At 27.8% G+C, this 14,101-nt stretch carries 14 protein-coding genes; 4 read left to right on the top strand and 10 right to left on the bottom strand.

What is annotated here, in order from left to right:
• The first annotated feature begins 10 nt into the window (after positions 1–10).
• The 3 genes from ATR_RS06835 to ATR_RS06825 are packed head-to-tail and all read left to right on the top strand — an operon-like array spanning position 11 to position 2,643.
• The gene (locus ATR_RS06835) at positions 11–886 is read left to right on the top strand and encodes a Jag N-terminal domain-containing protein (RefSeq protein ID WP_115428725.1); all 876 of its coding nucleotides are present in this window, start codon (positions 11–13) and stop codon (positions 884–886) included.
• A 1-nt stretch (position 887) separates the two neighbouring features.
• Complete coding sequence (gene mnmE / locus ATR_RS06830) at positions 888–2,231, top strand: tRNA uridine-5-carboxymethylaminomethyl(34) synthesis GTPase MnmE (protein WP_115429449.1); 1,344 nt, start codon at positions 888–890, stop codon at positions 2,229–2,231.
• A gap of 1 nt (position 2,232) precedes the next feature.
• Complete coding sequence (locus ATR_RS06825) at positions 2,233–2,643, top strand: hypothetical protein (RefSeq protein ID WP_115428724.1); 411 nt, start codon at positions 2,233–2,235, stop codon at positions 2,641–2,643.
• Positions 2,644–2,660: 17 nt separating this feature from the next.
• Here the strand turns inward: ATR_RS06825 and ATR_RS06820 are convergent, their stop codons facing one another.
• Positions 2,661–3,140, bottom strand: a complete 480-nt coding sequence (locus ATR_RS06820; protein WP_115428723.1) for a SixA phosphatase family protein — start codon at positions 3,138–3,140, stop codon at positions 2,661–2,663.
• 94 nt (positions 3,141–3,234) lie between these two features.
• On the opposite strand from ATR_RS06820, the gene ATR_RS06815 reads away from it, so the two are divergent.
• Positions 3,235–3,921, top strand: a complete 687-nt coding sequence (locus tag ATR_RS06815; RefSeq protein ID WP_228254209.1) for a TIGR02117 family protein — start codon at positions 3,235–3,237, stop codon at positions 3,919–3,921.
• Positions 3,922–3,963: 42 nt separating this feature from the next.
• On the opposite strand, the gene ATR_RS06810 is transcribed toward ATR_RS06815, so the two are convergent.
• The 9 genes from ATR_RS06810 to ATR_RS06770 all read right to left on the bottom strand — a co-directional run bounded on the left by ATR_RS06810 (position 3,964) and on the right by ATR_RS06770 (position 14,084).
• Complete coding sequence (locus tag ATR_RS06810; RefSeq protein ID WP_115428721.1) at positions 3,964–5,268, bottom strand: diguanylate cyclase; 1,305 nt, start codon at positions 5,266–5,268, stop codon at positions 3,964–3,966.
• Between the two features lie 62 nt (positions 5,269–5,330).
• Positions 5,331–6,401: an ATP-binding protein gene (locus ATR_RS06805; protein ID WP_115428720.1), complete on the bottom strand. Its 1,071-nt coding sequence runs from the start codon at positions 6,399–6,401 to the stop codon at positions 5,331–5,333.
• Entirely contained in the window at positions 6,398–7,324 is a 927-nt protein-coding gene (pdxA, locus tag ATR_RS06800) for a 4-hydroxythreonine-4-phosphate dehydrogenase (RefSeq protein WP_115428719.1), read from the bottom strand. Before pdxA ends, ATR_RS06805 begins: the two co-directional genes overlap by 4 nt.
• Positions 7,321–8,103: a pyridoxine 5'-phosphate synthase gene (locus ATR_RS06795; protein ID WP_115428718.1), complete on the bottom strand. Its 783-nt coding sequence runs from the start codon at positions 8,101–8,103 to the stop codon at positions 7,321–7,323. Before ATR_RS06795 ends, pdxA begins: the two co-directional genes overlap by 4 nt.
• Positions 8,104–8,124: 21 nt before the next feature.
• Positions 8,125–9,537 (bottom strand): anthranilate synthase component I family protein, encoded by a 1,413-nt coding sequence (locus ATR_RS06790; protein ID WP_115428717.1) that lies wholly within the window; start codon positions 9,535–9,537, stop codon positions 8,125–8,127.
• A 9-nt stretch (positions 9,538–9,546) separates the two neighbouring features.
• Positions 9,547–10,551, bottom strand: coding sequence for an SPOR domain-containing protein (locus ATR_RS06785; RefSeq protein WP_115428716.1), 1,005 nt, complete (start codon positions 10,549–10,551; stop codon positions 9,547–9,549).
• 24 nt (positions 10,552–10,575) lie between these two features.
• Positions 10,576–11,838: a serine hydroxymethyltransferase gene (locus tag ATR_RS06780; protein ID WP_115428175.1), complete on the bottom strand. Its 1,263-nt coding sequence runs from the start codon at positions 11,836–11,838 to the stop codon at positions 10,576–10,578.
• 21 nt (positions 11,839–11,859) lie between these two features.
• On the bottom strand, positions 11,860–13,383 hold the full coding sequence (gene lysS / locus ATR_RS06775) for a lysine--tRNA ligase (protein ID WP_115428715.1): 1,524 nt from the start codon (positions 13,381–13,383) through the stop codon (positions 11,860–11,862).
• A gap of 11 nt (positions 13,384–13,394) precedes the next feature.
• Positions 13,395–14,084 carry a CvpA family protein gene (locus tag ATR_RS06770; RefSeq protein ID WP_115428714.1) on the bottom strand — a complete coding sequence of 230 codons (690 nt, stop codon included), beginning with the start codon at positions 14,082–14,084 and terminating at the stop codon, positions 13,395–13,397.
• Between the last annotated feature and the right edge of the window lie 17 nt (positions 14,085–14,101).

The following is a 14,101-nucleotide window of genomic DNA, read 5'->3' as shown; positions in this document are numbered from 1 at the left end:
GTAGGAAGTAATGAAAAAGTTTGAAGCAGATAGTTTAGAAAAAGCCTATGAAATGGCGACTTTAGAGTTTGGATGTTCAATTACAGAGCTTGTAATTGAAGTATTTCAACAGCCAAGTAGTGGTTTTTTGGGGTTTGGGAAAAAACGAGCGATAATATGTGCTGTTTGTAAAACAGATAAAACTGGTGATAGTAGTATTTTAAAATCTTATAAAAATAAAAGTGTAAAAATAGAAGATGTTAGTACACGTTTAGAAAACTCAAATATAAATGGTGTTAAAAAAGAGCAAACGGTAGTTTCAAATATTGAAGAAACTACTTGTAATGTTCCAAAAGTTGAACCAAAAGAGAAGATTTTTGATAAGTTTTATCATGAAGAGAAACAAAACGATATTTCTAAAATTATAATTAAAAAATCAAAAGATGAAATAATCTCTGAAATCAAAGCTGGGTTAAACCTTTTATTTGATAAATCTTGTTTTAAATTAGATGAGATAAAAGTTAGTTTTTATGATGATGAAACAATATTTATTGAATTCTTAGGGGAAGATTCAGCACTTTTAATAGGTAAAGAAGGGTATAGATATAAAGCTTTATCATATATTTTATTTAATTGGATAAATGATAAGTTTGGTTTAATGCTTCGTCTTGAAGTAGCCGAATTTTTGAAAAACCAAGAAGCTGCTATTTTTCTATATTTAGAGCCAGTTATTGAGATAATAAAAGAGAAAGGAAGCTTTAAAACTAAGCCATTAGATGGTATTTTAGTACATATAGCACTTAAAAAACTAAGAGAAGAATTTCCTTTGAAATATGTTGCAGTAAAAACAAATATCAAAGGTGAAAAATATGTACTTGTAAATGAGTACAAACAAAAAGAAGATTAATTTGTATCAAGACGATACTATTGTAGCAATTGCTACTGCATCAGGAATAGGTTCAATTTCTATAGTGAGAGTTTCAGGAGCAAAAGCTCTTGAAATCTCACTTAAAATATCACAAAAGTCTACTATAACTCCAAGAGTAGCAACACTCTCTTATTTATACGACAAAGATAAAAGTATTATTGATGAAGCCATTATCTTATATTTTAAAGCTCCAAACTCTTTTACAGGAGAAGATATTGTTGAGTTTCAAATTCATGGTGGGGTTGCTATTGCTTCACTTATTTTGGATAGTGTTTTAGAGTATGGTGCTAGAATGGCAACTGCTGGAGAGTTTTCAAAAAGAGCCTTTTTGAACAATAAAATAGATTTGAGTAAAGCAGAAGCTATCTCAAAAATAATTGAAGCAAGAAGTAGTGATGCTGTTAAATTATTAGCTAGACAGCTAAAGGGTGAGTTAAAAGATTTTGTAGAAGAAATTAGAGAAGATTTACTCTTTATGCTTGCATATACAGAGGTTTCTATTGATTATGCTGAAGAAGATTTACCTACAGATATTTTTCTGAAAATAGAGGAAAAAATAGGAAAGATAGAACAAAAACTAGAAAATACACTAGATGCTAGTAGAAGAAGAGAAGGTATGATAGATGGCTTTAAAGTTGCAATTATTGGAAAGCCAAATGTTGGAAAATCTAGTCTTTTAAACAAGCTACTTAATTATGATAGAGCTATTATTTCAGATATTGCTGGAACTACAAGAGATACTATTGAAGAGAGTGTAAAGATAGGAACTCATATTATTAAAATAGTTGATACTGCTGGAATTAGAGAAAATACAAGCGATATTATTGAGCAAATTGGAATTGAAAAATCAATAAATGCAATAAATGAAGCAGATATTATAGTAGCTTTATTTGATAATAGCAGAATCAAAGATAGTGAAGATGATAAAATTTTAGAACTTTTAGCTTCTCAAGATAGTAAAAATATTATAAAAGTTCTGAATAAAACAGATTTACCAAAAATATTTGAAAATGAGTTATTGGGTGATTTTATAGAGCTCTCAACAAAAGAGAGTATAAACTTACTTATTAAAAGAATAGAAAAAGTATTAGATGAAAATAGTGGAACAGATGAGCTTACATTAGTTTCAAAGAGACAAATAAGTAGTGTAGAAAATACATTAAATAGTATAAAAATGGCAAAATCTCCACTGTATAGTGGAGAATTAGAGTTCTTTGCACACCACATAACAGAAGCCTTACATGAGATTTCAAATATTACAAGACCTTATGAAAATGATGAGATGCTTGATGTTATGTTTGGTGAATTTTGTTTGGGAAAATAGTATGAGAAAAATATTAGCTCTGTTTTTAATTTTGTTATCTTCAAGCCTTTTTGCAGATAAATGGGATGATTTTTTAAAAGATAGTGGATTTCCAAAAAAAGTAGTTGATGATGGTAGTTTAGTAAGTGGAAAGATTTTAGATGCAAAAGTTAGCTATCAAATAAAAAATAATGATGGAATAAAAGGAAATTTTGAAAATAGTGATAGTGCAAAAGTTATAATCACAAATAAAAAAGGTGAAGTTTTAAGCACTGAAAAGTTTTTAAATGTTGCAGAACTTAGAGTTTGGGGAAGAGAGAACTTTTTAGAGATTTTTAGTTTTGTTATTGGAGATAGAAAACTAGATACTAAAACCTTAACAGAGCTTACAAATTTGGCAACTATTGCTTTATTAAATAAAAATATAAAGTAAGTAAGAGATAAACTAAACTATTTAGGAATAGTATAGCTTATTAGTTTTGCATTGTTTTTATCAATATCAATCCAACTATCGCAATTAAAATCTATTTGCATAATTGCACCCTCTTCAAACTTCTCTTTAAAACCCAAAAGTGTAACAGCTAAAGCAGTTAAAGATGGGTTGTGACCTACTATTAACATACTATCTACACTATCATAAGTATAGGTAATAGTTTCAATTAATTCATTTACAAATGCCATATATAAAACTTCATTTAGCATTATAGTTTTGTTATATTCTAGCTCTTTTGCAAAAATTTCAGCTGTGTGTCTTGTCCTTACTGCTGGACTTGCAACAATTAAATCAATTTGATGATTTTCTAAAGCCAATTTTTGAGCCATTTGAGTTGCTTTTTCTATTCCTTCTTTAGTTAATTCTGTATCATAATCATATTCGTTTGGTACTTCTCTTTGTTTTGTTGTATGTCTTACTATGAAAAGTTTTTTCATTTTTCCCTACTTTAAATAAAAATGCTAAATTTTAACTATATTTTTATAAATTAATAATAAAATTATCAAAAATAGATGTAAGGAAATAATTATAATGTTTAGAGAATTTTTGAAATATGTTTTTTTTACTCTATTGTTTATCTTTTTATCTGTATTTATATATTTATTAAGTGAATATACTTTTTCAAAAATTACAACAAATTATGGTACAAATGAAGATTTAAAGTATGAGATATTTATAAAATCAAATGGAGTGCATACAGATATAGTTTTGCCAATAAAAAGTGATATTATAAATTGGTTTGAGTTTTTTGATTTTGAAGATACTTTAAGTAAAAGAGACAATTTTACATATATTAGTATTGGTTGGGGAGATAAAGGATTTTATTTGGATACTCCAACTTGGGCTGAGTTAAAACTAAGCACTGCTTTAATTGCAGGATTTGGACTTGGAAATGCAGCTTTGCATATTACATATTATGATGAGATTATAAAAGATGAATTAACATATAAAATAGATATATCAAAAAAGCAGTATATTTCAATAATCTCTACAATAAAAGAGTCTTTAAAATATAGTGATGAAAAACCAATAAATATTAAAACAACAGCACAATATGGACAAAATGATGCTTTTTATGAGGCAATAGGAAGTTATAGTATTTTCCATACTTGTAATACATGGACAAATAATCTACTTAAAAAAGCATCTTTACCTGCTTCTTTTTGGGTAGCTTTTGATGATGGAATTTTGTATCAGTATAAAAAAAGCAACCCTTAACCAAAGAGTTGCTTTTAAGATGTAATTATAGTTAAAACTATCTTAACTTTTAAAAGCAATTACTCTATTCCTTCCCTCTTTTTTTGCTTTATATAAAGCAATATCTACTCTTTTTAGAAGTTCTGTACTTGTAATTGGTTCAGTTGCTTCTGCTACACCAAGGCTAATTGTAAGTTTTGGAATATTCTTAAAATTATGCTCTTCTATATTTTGTTTTATCCTTTGAGCTATATAAAAGGCATTTTCAATATCTGTATTTGGTAGAGAAATTAAGAACTCTTCTCCACCAATTCTAGCAAAAATATCATCTTTTCTTAGAGATTCTTCAACAACTCTACAAGTTTCATGTAGCACATAATCCCCAACATCATGCCCATAGGTATCATTTACATTTTTAAAATGGTCTAAATCAAACATTATCAAACTAAAACCTATTTTATCAGACTTTAGACGTGCAAGTTGTTGGTTAAAGGCATTGAAAAAATAGAACCTATTATATATTTTTGTTAAATCGTCAATAGAGGCTAAGTTTTGCATTTTTTTGTAGGCATCTTTTAATTTACTAGTACGATTTTCAACCTTTATTTCCAATTCACTATTTAATTTTTGAAGTTCAATAGATTTTTCTTTTAGTGAACCATTTAAAATATTAAACTCATTTAAAAGCATTTTTGAAATAATATAAGATAAAACAAAAGATAAAAGAGTAAAAATAATAGCCAAAGTCAAAGTAATATTTATACTTTTCTCATGTTCTCTTTCTTCAATATCTTTTTTATACTCTACAATTTTATTAATATCTCCTAAATAAAATCCACTACCAATAATCAAATCAGTATTTGGAAGTTGTCTTACAAAAGAGACTTTCTCCTCTTCTAAATTTGTGTTTGGATTTAACCATTTGTATGATACATATCTATCTTCTGTAGAGTTGGTTGTAATTAATTTTACTACATTATTATAGTTTTCATTATTAAAAATAAATAGATTTTCACCCTCAAGATGGCTTAAAAAGGAGTGTATAATAACATCACCTTTTGTATTAAAGATAAAGTAATAATCACTTGCAGTGCTATTTATATTTTTTATTAAGTTGAAGAATGATTTATAGGCTTTCTCTTTATTGTCTGCCAAAAATATTTGATTCTCAAATATCTGTGTAGCAATTTGGATATTTGTTTTTACTAAGCTTTTTTGTTTATCTATTAAGTCATTTTTATAGACTTCAAAATTACTATTTAATGTAGATTTATAACCTGTTATTATTAGATAAAAAACCAAAAAAACAATCAAAGGAATAAAAATCATAGGAGCATATTTTATAAAATTTATTAATCTTTTTTCCATGATATAATCTCTCCATTTTTTATCAAAGGTGGTTTGATTATATCACAAAAGAGGAGCTAATTTTAAATTAAAGCCCATTCATAAAATACAATTGTTTCAATATGTATCTTTTTGTTATCTATTTTTTGATTATTTGAGATAGTAATAATCTCTATTTTTTCTATATCTACTTCTAAAGCAGTTTTAATGATTTTCTTTAGTAAATTAGAGTTTAAATCAATATTAAAAAAAGGAATACAAACAATAGCTAAATTATCTTCTTTTATATAAAAATCGATATTATCAAGATAATAGATAGTTTTATTCTCTTTTAAAAGTTCCAAAAAAACCATATTTGTGAACTCTTGCTTAAATTTCTTTGAAAAGCTAATAGCTCCCAAAAAAGCATAGTTATATGAGTATATTTTTTTTAAACTTTTCTCTTGATTATACTTTTCAATAAAAAAAATGGAGTTTTTATCTTCTAGCTCTTTACACTCCTCATAAAATCTATCCTTTGATATTTTTATCTTTGATTTTAGTTGATTAAAGAGTTGAAAAATAGACTTTTTTTCATCAATATTTTCTATTAAAATTTTTGAAATCTCATAACTTGTATTATCTTTTGAGTTTAACTTTAATATCTCTTGTAGTTTTAAAACTTTTTTATGCTCTTCTAAATTTATTGAAAGTGGTAAGTTTCCATATTTTAAAAAGTTATTAAAACTTTGAGTGATATTTTGATTTTTGTTATCAAATAATAGGTACTCTTCAAAATCTAATGCAAAGAGCTCTATTATTTTGAAATCTTTATGCTTGATATTTTTTTGAGAAGTTAAAATAATATTTTCACAATTTGGAATTTTACACTCATAATTAAAATTTTCTAAAATTAGAACTTTTATATCTTTAGAAAAAATAAACTCTTCTAAAAAATCTAACTCTTCAAAGATAGTTCGATTTCTGAAATCAAAGAAATCGATATATAAATACTCTTCACTCTTGAAGTTTCTTAAATAATCAAAAATTAAATAAGATTTACCAACTTTTGAAGCTCCACAAATGATTGTTTTTTTATTTTCTATTTTTGTTTTTCTCTCCAAAAAGTTTATTTTTGAAAAGTTTAATTGATAGTTCTCTTCAAGTAGTTTCATTTTTTGCTTAGGCTAATAGCCTCTTTTATTGCATTTATATAGCTTTTTGTATTTGGGTTCTTATTTTTATATGCTATATCAAAAGCTGTTCCATGATCTACACTTGTTCTTATAATAGGAAGATTTAAACTTACATTTATACTTTCATCAAAATATAGTGCTTTTAGTGGAGCTAATCCTTGATCGTGGTACATAGCTACAAAATATTTATAGTTCTTTCTATTATTTGGAGAAAAAGCAGTATCAGGTACAAGAGGATTTGAAAAGATATCAGAACCAAAAATCTTATTTGCTTTTTTGATAGCTTTTCTTATTTTTTTCTCTTCTTTCCCCAAAACTCCACCATCTCCCGCGTGTGGATTTAGAGCTAAAACTGCAACTTTTGAAGCACTAGTACAAGATATGAAATCTTTTAAGAATTTTACTAATTTATTAGTTTTTATATTCTTTGCAACATCTTTTAGTGCAATATGTTCTGTAAAAAGTGCTACATACATAGAAGAACAGCCTAGCATCATAATTGCATCTTTTTTGTAAAAATCTCTTAAAACTTCAGTATGTCCTTTATATTTTAGCTTTGCTTTACCCCAAGCTTCTTTGTTTATTGGTAAAGTACAAATTGCATCTACATTTTTGATATTTGCTAGAGTTATTGCATCCATAAAAGATAGATATGAAAAGATACCAGCTTCTTTTGTAGCTTTTGAAGGAATTATTTCAAAATCACCAAAGGTTTCATATATATTAAAATCATCAGGAATAGAGATATTTAAAAGTATTGATGCTTGTTCTAGCATTTGTCTATTTATGCAATAGATTGGTTGGCAAAACTCTTTGATAGTATTGTGAGATTTTAGAGCTATTTCAATTCCAATACCATTTAAATCTCCAACACTAATAGCAATTTTTGGGAAGTTTGTCATTTTGAAATAAGATTTTTCATCTCAACTATTGCAGAAGATAGACCTGTAAAAACTGATCTAGCAATAATACTTTGACCAATATTTAGTTCAATAATATCTTTTAACTCACAAATATTTTTTACATTTTGGTAATTTAATCCATGACCAGCTGCTACTTTTAAACCTAGATTTACAGCAAGAGAAGAAGAGTTTTTTATATTTTCCAAACTAGTATCAAGCATATTTTTTAATTTTTCATTTGGAAGCTCTAGCTCTTTTATTGAGTGTTGAGTATGTTTCAAATTTGTATAAAGCATAGCAAATATATTTGCATAGCTTCCTGTATGAAGTTCTATCCAAGAAGCTCCTAACATATTAGCAAGTTCTACAGATTTTAAAGTTGGATCTATAAAAAGTGAAACTTCTATACCACTATTTTGTAATTGTGCAATAGCACGACTAATTTTTTGAAAATTATTTTCTAAATCAAGTCCACCTTCTGTTGTGACCTCTTTTCTATTTTCAGGAACTAATGTCACTCTATAAGGTTTTAATTTATAAACTATATCAATAATAGTACTATTTATAGAACATTCCAAATTTATAGGAAGAGCTGAATGCTCAATAATTGCTTTTGCATCTAAATCATGAATATGTCTTCTATCCTCTCTTAAGTGAATAGTTATTTGATCTGCACCACTAAGTTTACAAATACTTAGAGCATCCAAAGGGTTTGGGTCATTTATTTTTCTAGCTTCTCTTAAAGTTGCTATATGGTCAATATTTACTCCAAGTAACATCTTATTTCCTCTTTTTTTTAATTACGATAACTCTTTTAAAGTTGCAATATTTGCTGCTAGTTTATTATGAACTTCTAAGTATTCATCTTCATTTACGGAGTCTGCAACAATTCCAGCCCCAGATTGAAAAATTATCTTATCTTTTGTAATAAGTGAAGTTCTAATAGTAATTGCACTATCCATATTTCCATCAAAACCAAAGTAAGCTATGCTTCCTGAGTAGAAACTTCTTTTAATCTTTTCAAAGTTTGCTATTAGTTCCATAGCTCTTATTTTTGGAGCACCTGTCATTGTTCCAGCAGTAAAAGTTGCCATAAATAGGTCAAACATATCATATTTTTCATCCAAAACAGCCTCAACATCTGAAACTATATGCATAACATGAGAGTATCTTTCTACTCTCATAAGCTCAGTTACTTTCACACTTCCAGCACGAGCTACACGACCTACATCATTTCTTCCTAAATCAACAAGCATTAAGTGTTCTGCACGTTCTTTTTTATCGTTGATCAGTTCATTTTCCATCTCTAAATCTTTTTCTAAAGTAGAACCTCTTTTTCTAGTACCTGCAATTGGTCTTAAAAGTAGGTGACCATCTATTAGTCTAATCATAACCTCAGGGCTACTTCCAGCAATAGAAAAATCTTCAAACTCAAGAAGATATAAGTATGGACTTGGATTTTTACTTCTTAAGGCTCTATAAAAAGATAGGTTATCTACTATAGCTCTTTGAGTAAATCTATTTGAGATTAAAATTTGGAAAATATCTCCAGCTCTTATCATCTCTTTAGATTTTTCAACAATAGAGAAAAACTCATTTTTTGTAAAGTTGAATTTCCCTTCATCTAAAAGTTTCGCTTTTTTTAGTGGAGTATGATAGTATGGTTTTAAAAGCTCATTCTCTATATTATTTAACTCTTCTTTTAGTTCATCTATTGATGTCAGTAGCACTAGTTTAGAAGTTTTATGAGAGTACCCTAAAACTATTTTTGGTCTTATTAAATCTAAATCAGGAATATTTAACTCATCTTCTAAAGAGTTCATAGAAGCTTTTAATTTTGGCTCAAACTCTTTTCCTATATCATAACCAACATTCCCAATAAATCCATCTATTAAGCCAATTCCTAGCTCTTTTGCTTTATCCTTATATATACTTTTATCAAAATTTTTATAATACTTTTTTAAGAATATTAGAGGATTGTTGTCAACTTTTTCTATTTCTCCACTCTCATTTTTAAAAAAACATTCACTATTTTTATGCCAAATTCTCTCTCTATCTCCAATTATTATATATGAAAAATTACCATCGTTATTTGAGCTAATACTACTTTCAAATAGAAAAGTAAGCTCTTCTTTATAAAGAGCTTTTATTTTTTCATATATTGAAACAGGTGTAAATTGGTCTAAAAATAGAGTTTTACTATAAAAATTCATAAATATCTTCTAGTAATTTACTATAAAAGTATTTTGAATATTTAATTTACTTTTTACAGATGATACATCGTTTAAAGCAGCGGCTCTACTACTGTATGGACCAATTAAAAGCTTATTAAAAGCAGTACCTTTTATATCTTCTTGGATTATTTTATATTTAAAACCTTGATTTGTTATATTCTTTAAATAGCTCTCATTTGGTCTTTTTGAGAATGCTCCAATTTGAATAAAGTAACCACTTGCACTAGTTGTATCTTGAGTTGTTGTTTTTGTCGCTTGATTCCCCTCAACTAAGTCTCTTATAGATTTTTTTTGTTCAGTTTGTGCTTTTGCAGTTGTTTTTGCTTCACTAGGTTTTGTAACTTGTTTTTTCTCTTCTATTTTCTTTATAGTTTCATCTAGAGTTTCATTTGAAATAGAGTTATCTTCAAAGTTCTCATTTTGAGCAAGTCTAGTTTCCTCTTTTGTCTCTTTGATCATATCAAGTTTCTCATTTGAGCTATTTGTAGGTTGAGTTACTACTGGTTCAGAACTCTCTTTTTTTGCTTTATCATCTAATATTCTTTTATATCTATCTTCAATATTTCCACTATTTTCTGATAGAGTTTTCATTTCAGAAGAGTTTTGATTATTTGATGTAAATGGGTCCTCTTTTTTTGAATCACTTGTTAAAAGTCTTATTATAATAATAGTTAGTAAAAAAAGAACAACTAAAACAATACCTAAAATTAAGTATTTCTTTTTATTATCTTCTCCACTTTGTTGTTGATTTAACATAATATTATCAAACTCATTGCTATCATCATAATTGATATTTTGCTGTAGTCTATTCATCTCATTCATATCATCACTATTACTATCTATACCTTTATAGGCATTGTTTAGATTATTTGTAAGATTTATATTTCCCATAGATATCCTTGTTTCATCAAGTTCGCTCAGTTTTTTTTCAAGTTCTTCTTTCTCTTGTTTTAGTTGAACTTTTTTTACGAAATCATCACCCATTATTTGCATAATACACTCCTTGTGTCAAAACTTTCAATAAGTCGATTTAGAATAGATAACAAAGTTATTAGCTAGTTTTTCAAGATCTTTGTTAATTTTAGCATGTAAATTTGTATCTTCTATGTTATCTAAAACATCACAAATTTTATTTGCGATATATTTAAACTCCTCTTCTTTCATTCCACGTGCTGTTAATGCAGGGCTTCCAATTCTAATACCACTTGTTACAAAAGGGCTTCTAGTTTCTCCAGGAACAGTATTTTTATTTACAGTAATTCCAGCATTACCTAATGCAGCATCTGCATCTTTACCTGAGAAAGGTTTATTTAAGAATGATACTAAAACAAGATGATTATCAGTTCCACCACTTACAAGTTCATAACCTCTACTTACAAGAACTTCACCTAATACTTTTGCATTTGCTTTAACTTGAACAGCATAATCTTTCCATTTTGGATCTAGTATCTCTTTAAAAGCAACAGCTTTTGCAGCAATTACATGCATAAGAGGACCACCTTGAAGTCCTGGGAATATTGCACTATTTATTTTTTTAGCAATATCTTCATCATTTGTCATAATAACTCCACCTCTAGGACCTCTTAGAGTTTTATGAGTAGTTGTTGTAACAACATCTGCATAAGGGAAAGGGCTCATATGTTCACCAGCAGCAACTAAACCAGCAATATGTGCAATATCAGCAAATAGAATAGCACCAACTTTGTTTGCTATATCCTTAAATCTTTTAAAATCAATCTCTCTTGCATAAGCACTAGCTCCACAAACAATGATTTTTGGCATAACAGTTTTTGCTATCTCTTCTACTTTATCATAATTTATTCTTCCATCAAGTTCTACCCCATAATAAAATGCTGAGTAGTTTTGTCCTGAAAAACTAGGTTTTGAACCATGAGTTAAATGCCCACCATGAGATAAATCCATACCTAAAATTTTATCTCCTGCTTTTAGTAGTGCTGCATATACTGCACCATTTGCTTGGCTTCCACTATGTGGTTGTACATTTGCAAATTTACAATCAAAGATTTTACAAACTCTATCAATTGCTAGTTGTTCTACTTTATCAGCTTGTTCACAACCACCATAATATCTTTTATATGGATAACCTTCTGCATACTTATTTGTAAATACTGAACCCATAGCTTCCATTACTGCTGGAGATGTGAAATTCTCACTTGCAATCATCTCTAAATGGTTTGTCTGTCTAGCTAACTCTGCTTCAACTATTTCAAATACCTCTTTATCCGCTATCTCTAATCTATCATTCTCTATATAACTCATCTCTTTTCCTTTATCTTTTTTCTATTTTTCTTCTGTTTCATCTAAAAGTAGATCAAAATCTTGTTTTACAGGTTTCATAGCAGGGAAAAGTAAAACATCTCTTATTGAGTGCTGATTTGTAAGCATCATTACAAGTCTATCAATACCAATTCCTTGCCCTGCAGTTGGAGCCATACCATAAGATAGTGCATTTACAAAATCTTCATCCATCTCGTGTGCTTCATCATCTCCACTATCTTTTGCTGCCATTTGTCCTTCAAATCTTTGAAGTTGGTCAATTGGATCATTTAACTCACTAAAAGCATTTGCAATTTCTCGTCCAGCTATAAATAGCTCAAATCTATCTGTTAAGTGAGGTTTTTCATCACTTCTTCTAGCAAGTGGTGAGATTTCTACTGGATACTCTGTTATAAATGTTGGATTAATAAGTTTATTTTCTACAAATTCATCAAAAAGTTGACCTTGAAGTTGACCTAGATTTAGTTTATTATTTGCTTCAAGTTTACTTGCTTTTAAAAATTCTAAAATTTTTTCTTTATCCTCAACTATATCTTTTGGAACACCACCAATTTCATATAAAGATTGAATTAGTGGTATTTGTGTAAACTTACTATAATCAACTTCAAGCTCTCCATAAGGTAAAACTGTAGGAAGATTTAAGTTTTCAAATAGATATGCAAAATACTCTTTAGTAAGCTCAATTAAATCTTCATAAGTTTTATATGCCCAATAAAACTCAATAGAAGTAAATTCAGGATTATGTGTTGCATCCATACCTTCATTTCTAAAATTTCTATTTATTTCAAAAACTGCTTCAAATCCACCAACAATTAATCTTTTTAAATATAATTCAGGAGCAATTCTTAAAAATCTATCAATTCCTAATGCATTGTGATGAGTAACAAATGGTTTTGCATTTGCTCCACCAGCAATTGGGTGCATCATAGGCGTTTCAACTTCTAAGAAGCCTTTATTTTCAAAAAATCTTCTTGTTAAACTTATAACTTTACTTCTTGTATGAAAAGTATCTCTAACACTACTATTCATAATTAAATCTAAGTATCTTTGTCTATATCTTAGCTCTTTATCTTGTATTCCATGAAATTTTTCAGGAAGTGGAGAGATAGCTTTTGTAAGAATTTTCAAACTATCAACATGAAGTGAAAGCTCACCTTGACCAGTTACAAATGGATAACCACTAACTTCAACAATATCTCCAACTTCAATATATTTTTTGAAAATATCATTATAAAAGTTCTCTTCCAAATTATCTCTTGCAACATAAACTTGAAGCATTCCACTTTCATCTTCAAGTTTAAGGAAACTAGCTTTTCCCATAAGTCTAAAAAACTTAATTCTTCCAGCTATTGTAAAATTTCTACTCTCATCTCTTTTTGTTTCAAGATTAAAAACATCTTCATTTTTTGTAAAATACTCTTTTATGCTTAGCTCTCTTTTTGTCTCATTCGCATATGGATTTATTCCTAAATCTCGTAAATTTTGAGCTTTTTCTATTCTTTGTTGTATATATTTATTTTCAAACAATTTTTAAATCCTTATTCATCTTTATTTCTAATATCTTCTAACTTATCTTTTGTACTATCTAAATCTTCTTTTAGATTGTCAAGTTGCTCTACATTCTCTTTTATATCATTTAATGCTGGTTCTATACTCTGTTTTGTTTCATCAATGCTATTTTGTATTGAAATAGAACTGTCAGTTGCATTTTGAATAGTTTTGTCAATAGTATTTACAATTGCTGTTGTATCAAATTTTATTATGTATGAACCAATACTTAGTAAATGTGGCATCATAACAGAGTTGCTAAATTTCTCATCAATTACTTTTTTAAATGAAGCTACTTGATTTAATGAATATGCAATAACAGAAAATATAAGGAATATTTTTAACATTCCAAAGATAAAACCAAAAATTCTATCAATAATTCCCAATCCACTAGCACTAAATATTTTGCTAACAACAACTCCAGCACTATAAACAATCAGCCAAACAGCAATTAAAGATACTACAAAACCTATTAATTTAATTGTTGATTGGTTTTCTATTACAAGAACTGGTGCCAAAAGTCCACCAACTTCTGTTGAAATTCTTGATGCTACAAAAATAGCACCAATAATACCAATTATTCCAAATACCTCTTTTATTAAACCTCTAAAAAGTCCTTTTAAACCAAGTAATAATGTAATAAGAATAATAACTAAATCGAAAACTTCAATATCTTGCATATAAACAATCCTTTTTT

This window comes from Aliarcobacter trophiarum LMG 25534 (genome assembly GCF_003355515.1).
GTDB lineage: Bacteria > Campylobacterota > Campylobacteria > Campylobacterales > Arcobacteraceae > Aliarcobacter > Aliarcobacter trophiarum.
Note: the sequence above shows the minus strand (reverse complement) of the source record. Positions and strands in the feature narration are given on the sequence as shown.

Excerpts from the sequence above, each read along its gene's own strand:
- ATR_RS06805 (WP_115428720.1), bottom strand. The coding sequence starts at position 6,401 with ATGAAACTACTTGAAGAGAACTATCAATTAAACTTTTCAAAAATAAAC.
- ATR_RS06820 (WP_115428723.1), bottom strand. The coding sequence starts at position 3,140 with ATGAAAAAACTTTTCATAGTAAGACATACAACAAAACAAAGAGAAGTA.
- ATR_RS06770 (WP_115428714.1), bottom strand. The coding sequence starts at position 14,084 with ATGCAAGATATTGAAGTTTTCGATTTAGTTATTATTCTTATTACATTA.
- ATR_RS06795 (WP_115428718.1), bottom strand. The coding sequence starts at position 8,103 with ATGTTACTTGGAGTAAATATTGACCATATAGCAACTTTAAGAGAAGCT.
- ATR_RS06780 (WP_115428175.1), bottom strand. The coding sequence starts at position 11,838 with ATGAGTTATATAGAGAATGATAGATTAGAGATAGCGGATAAAGAGGTA.
- ATR_RS06790 (WP_115428717.1), bottom strand. The coding sequence starts at position 9,537 with ATGAATTTTTATAGTAAAACTCTATTTTTAGACCAATTTACACCTGTT.
- ATR_RS06825 (WP_115428724.1), top strand. The coding sequence starts at position 2,233 with ATGAGAAAAATATTAGCTCTGTTTTTAATTTTGTTATCTTCAAGCCTT.
- ATR_RS06835 (WP_115428725.1), top strand. The coding sequence starts at position 11 with ATGAAAAAGTTTGAAGCAGATAGTTTAGAAAAAGCCTATGAAATGGCG.
- ATR_RS06785 (WP_115428716.1), bottom strand. The coding sequence starts at position 10,551 with ATGCAAATAATGGGTGATGATTTCGTAAAAAAAGTTCAACTAAAACAA.
- ATR_RS06815 (WP_228254209.1), top strand. The coding sequence starts at position 3,235 with ATGTTTAGAGAATTTTTGAAATATGTTTTTTTTACTCTATTGTTTATC.
- pdxA (WP_115428719.1), bottom strand. The coding sequence starts at position 7,324 with ATGACAAACTTCCCAAAAATTGCTATTAGTGTTGGAGATTTAAATGGT.
- ATR_RS06810 (WP_115428721.1), bottom strand. The coding sequence starts at position 5,268 with ATGGAAAAAAGATTAATAAATTTTATAAAATATGCTCCTATGATTTTT.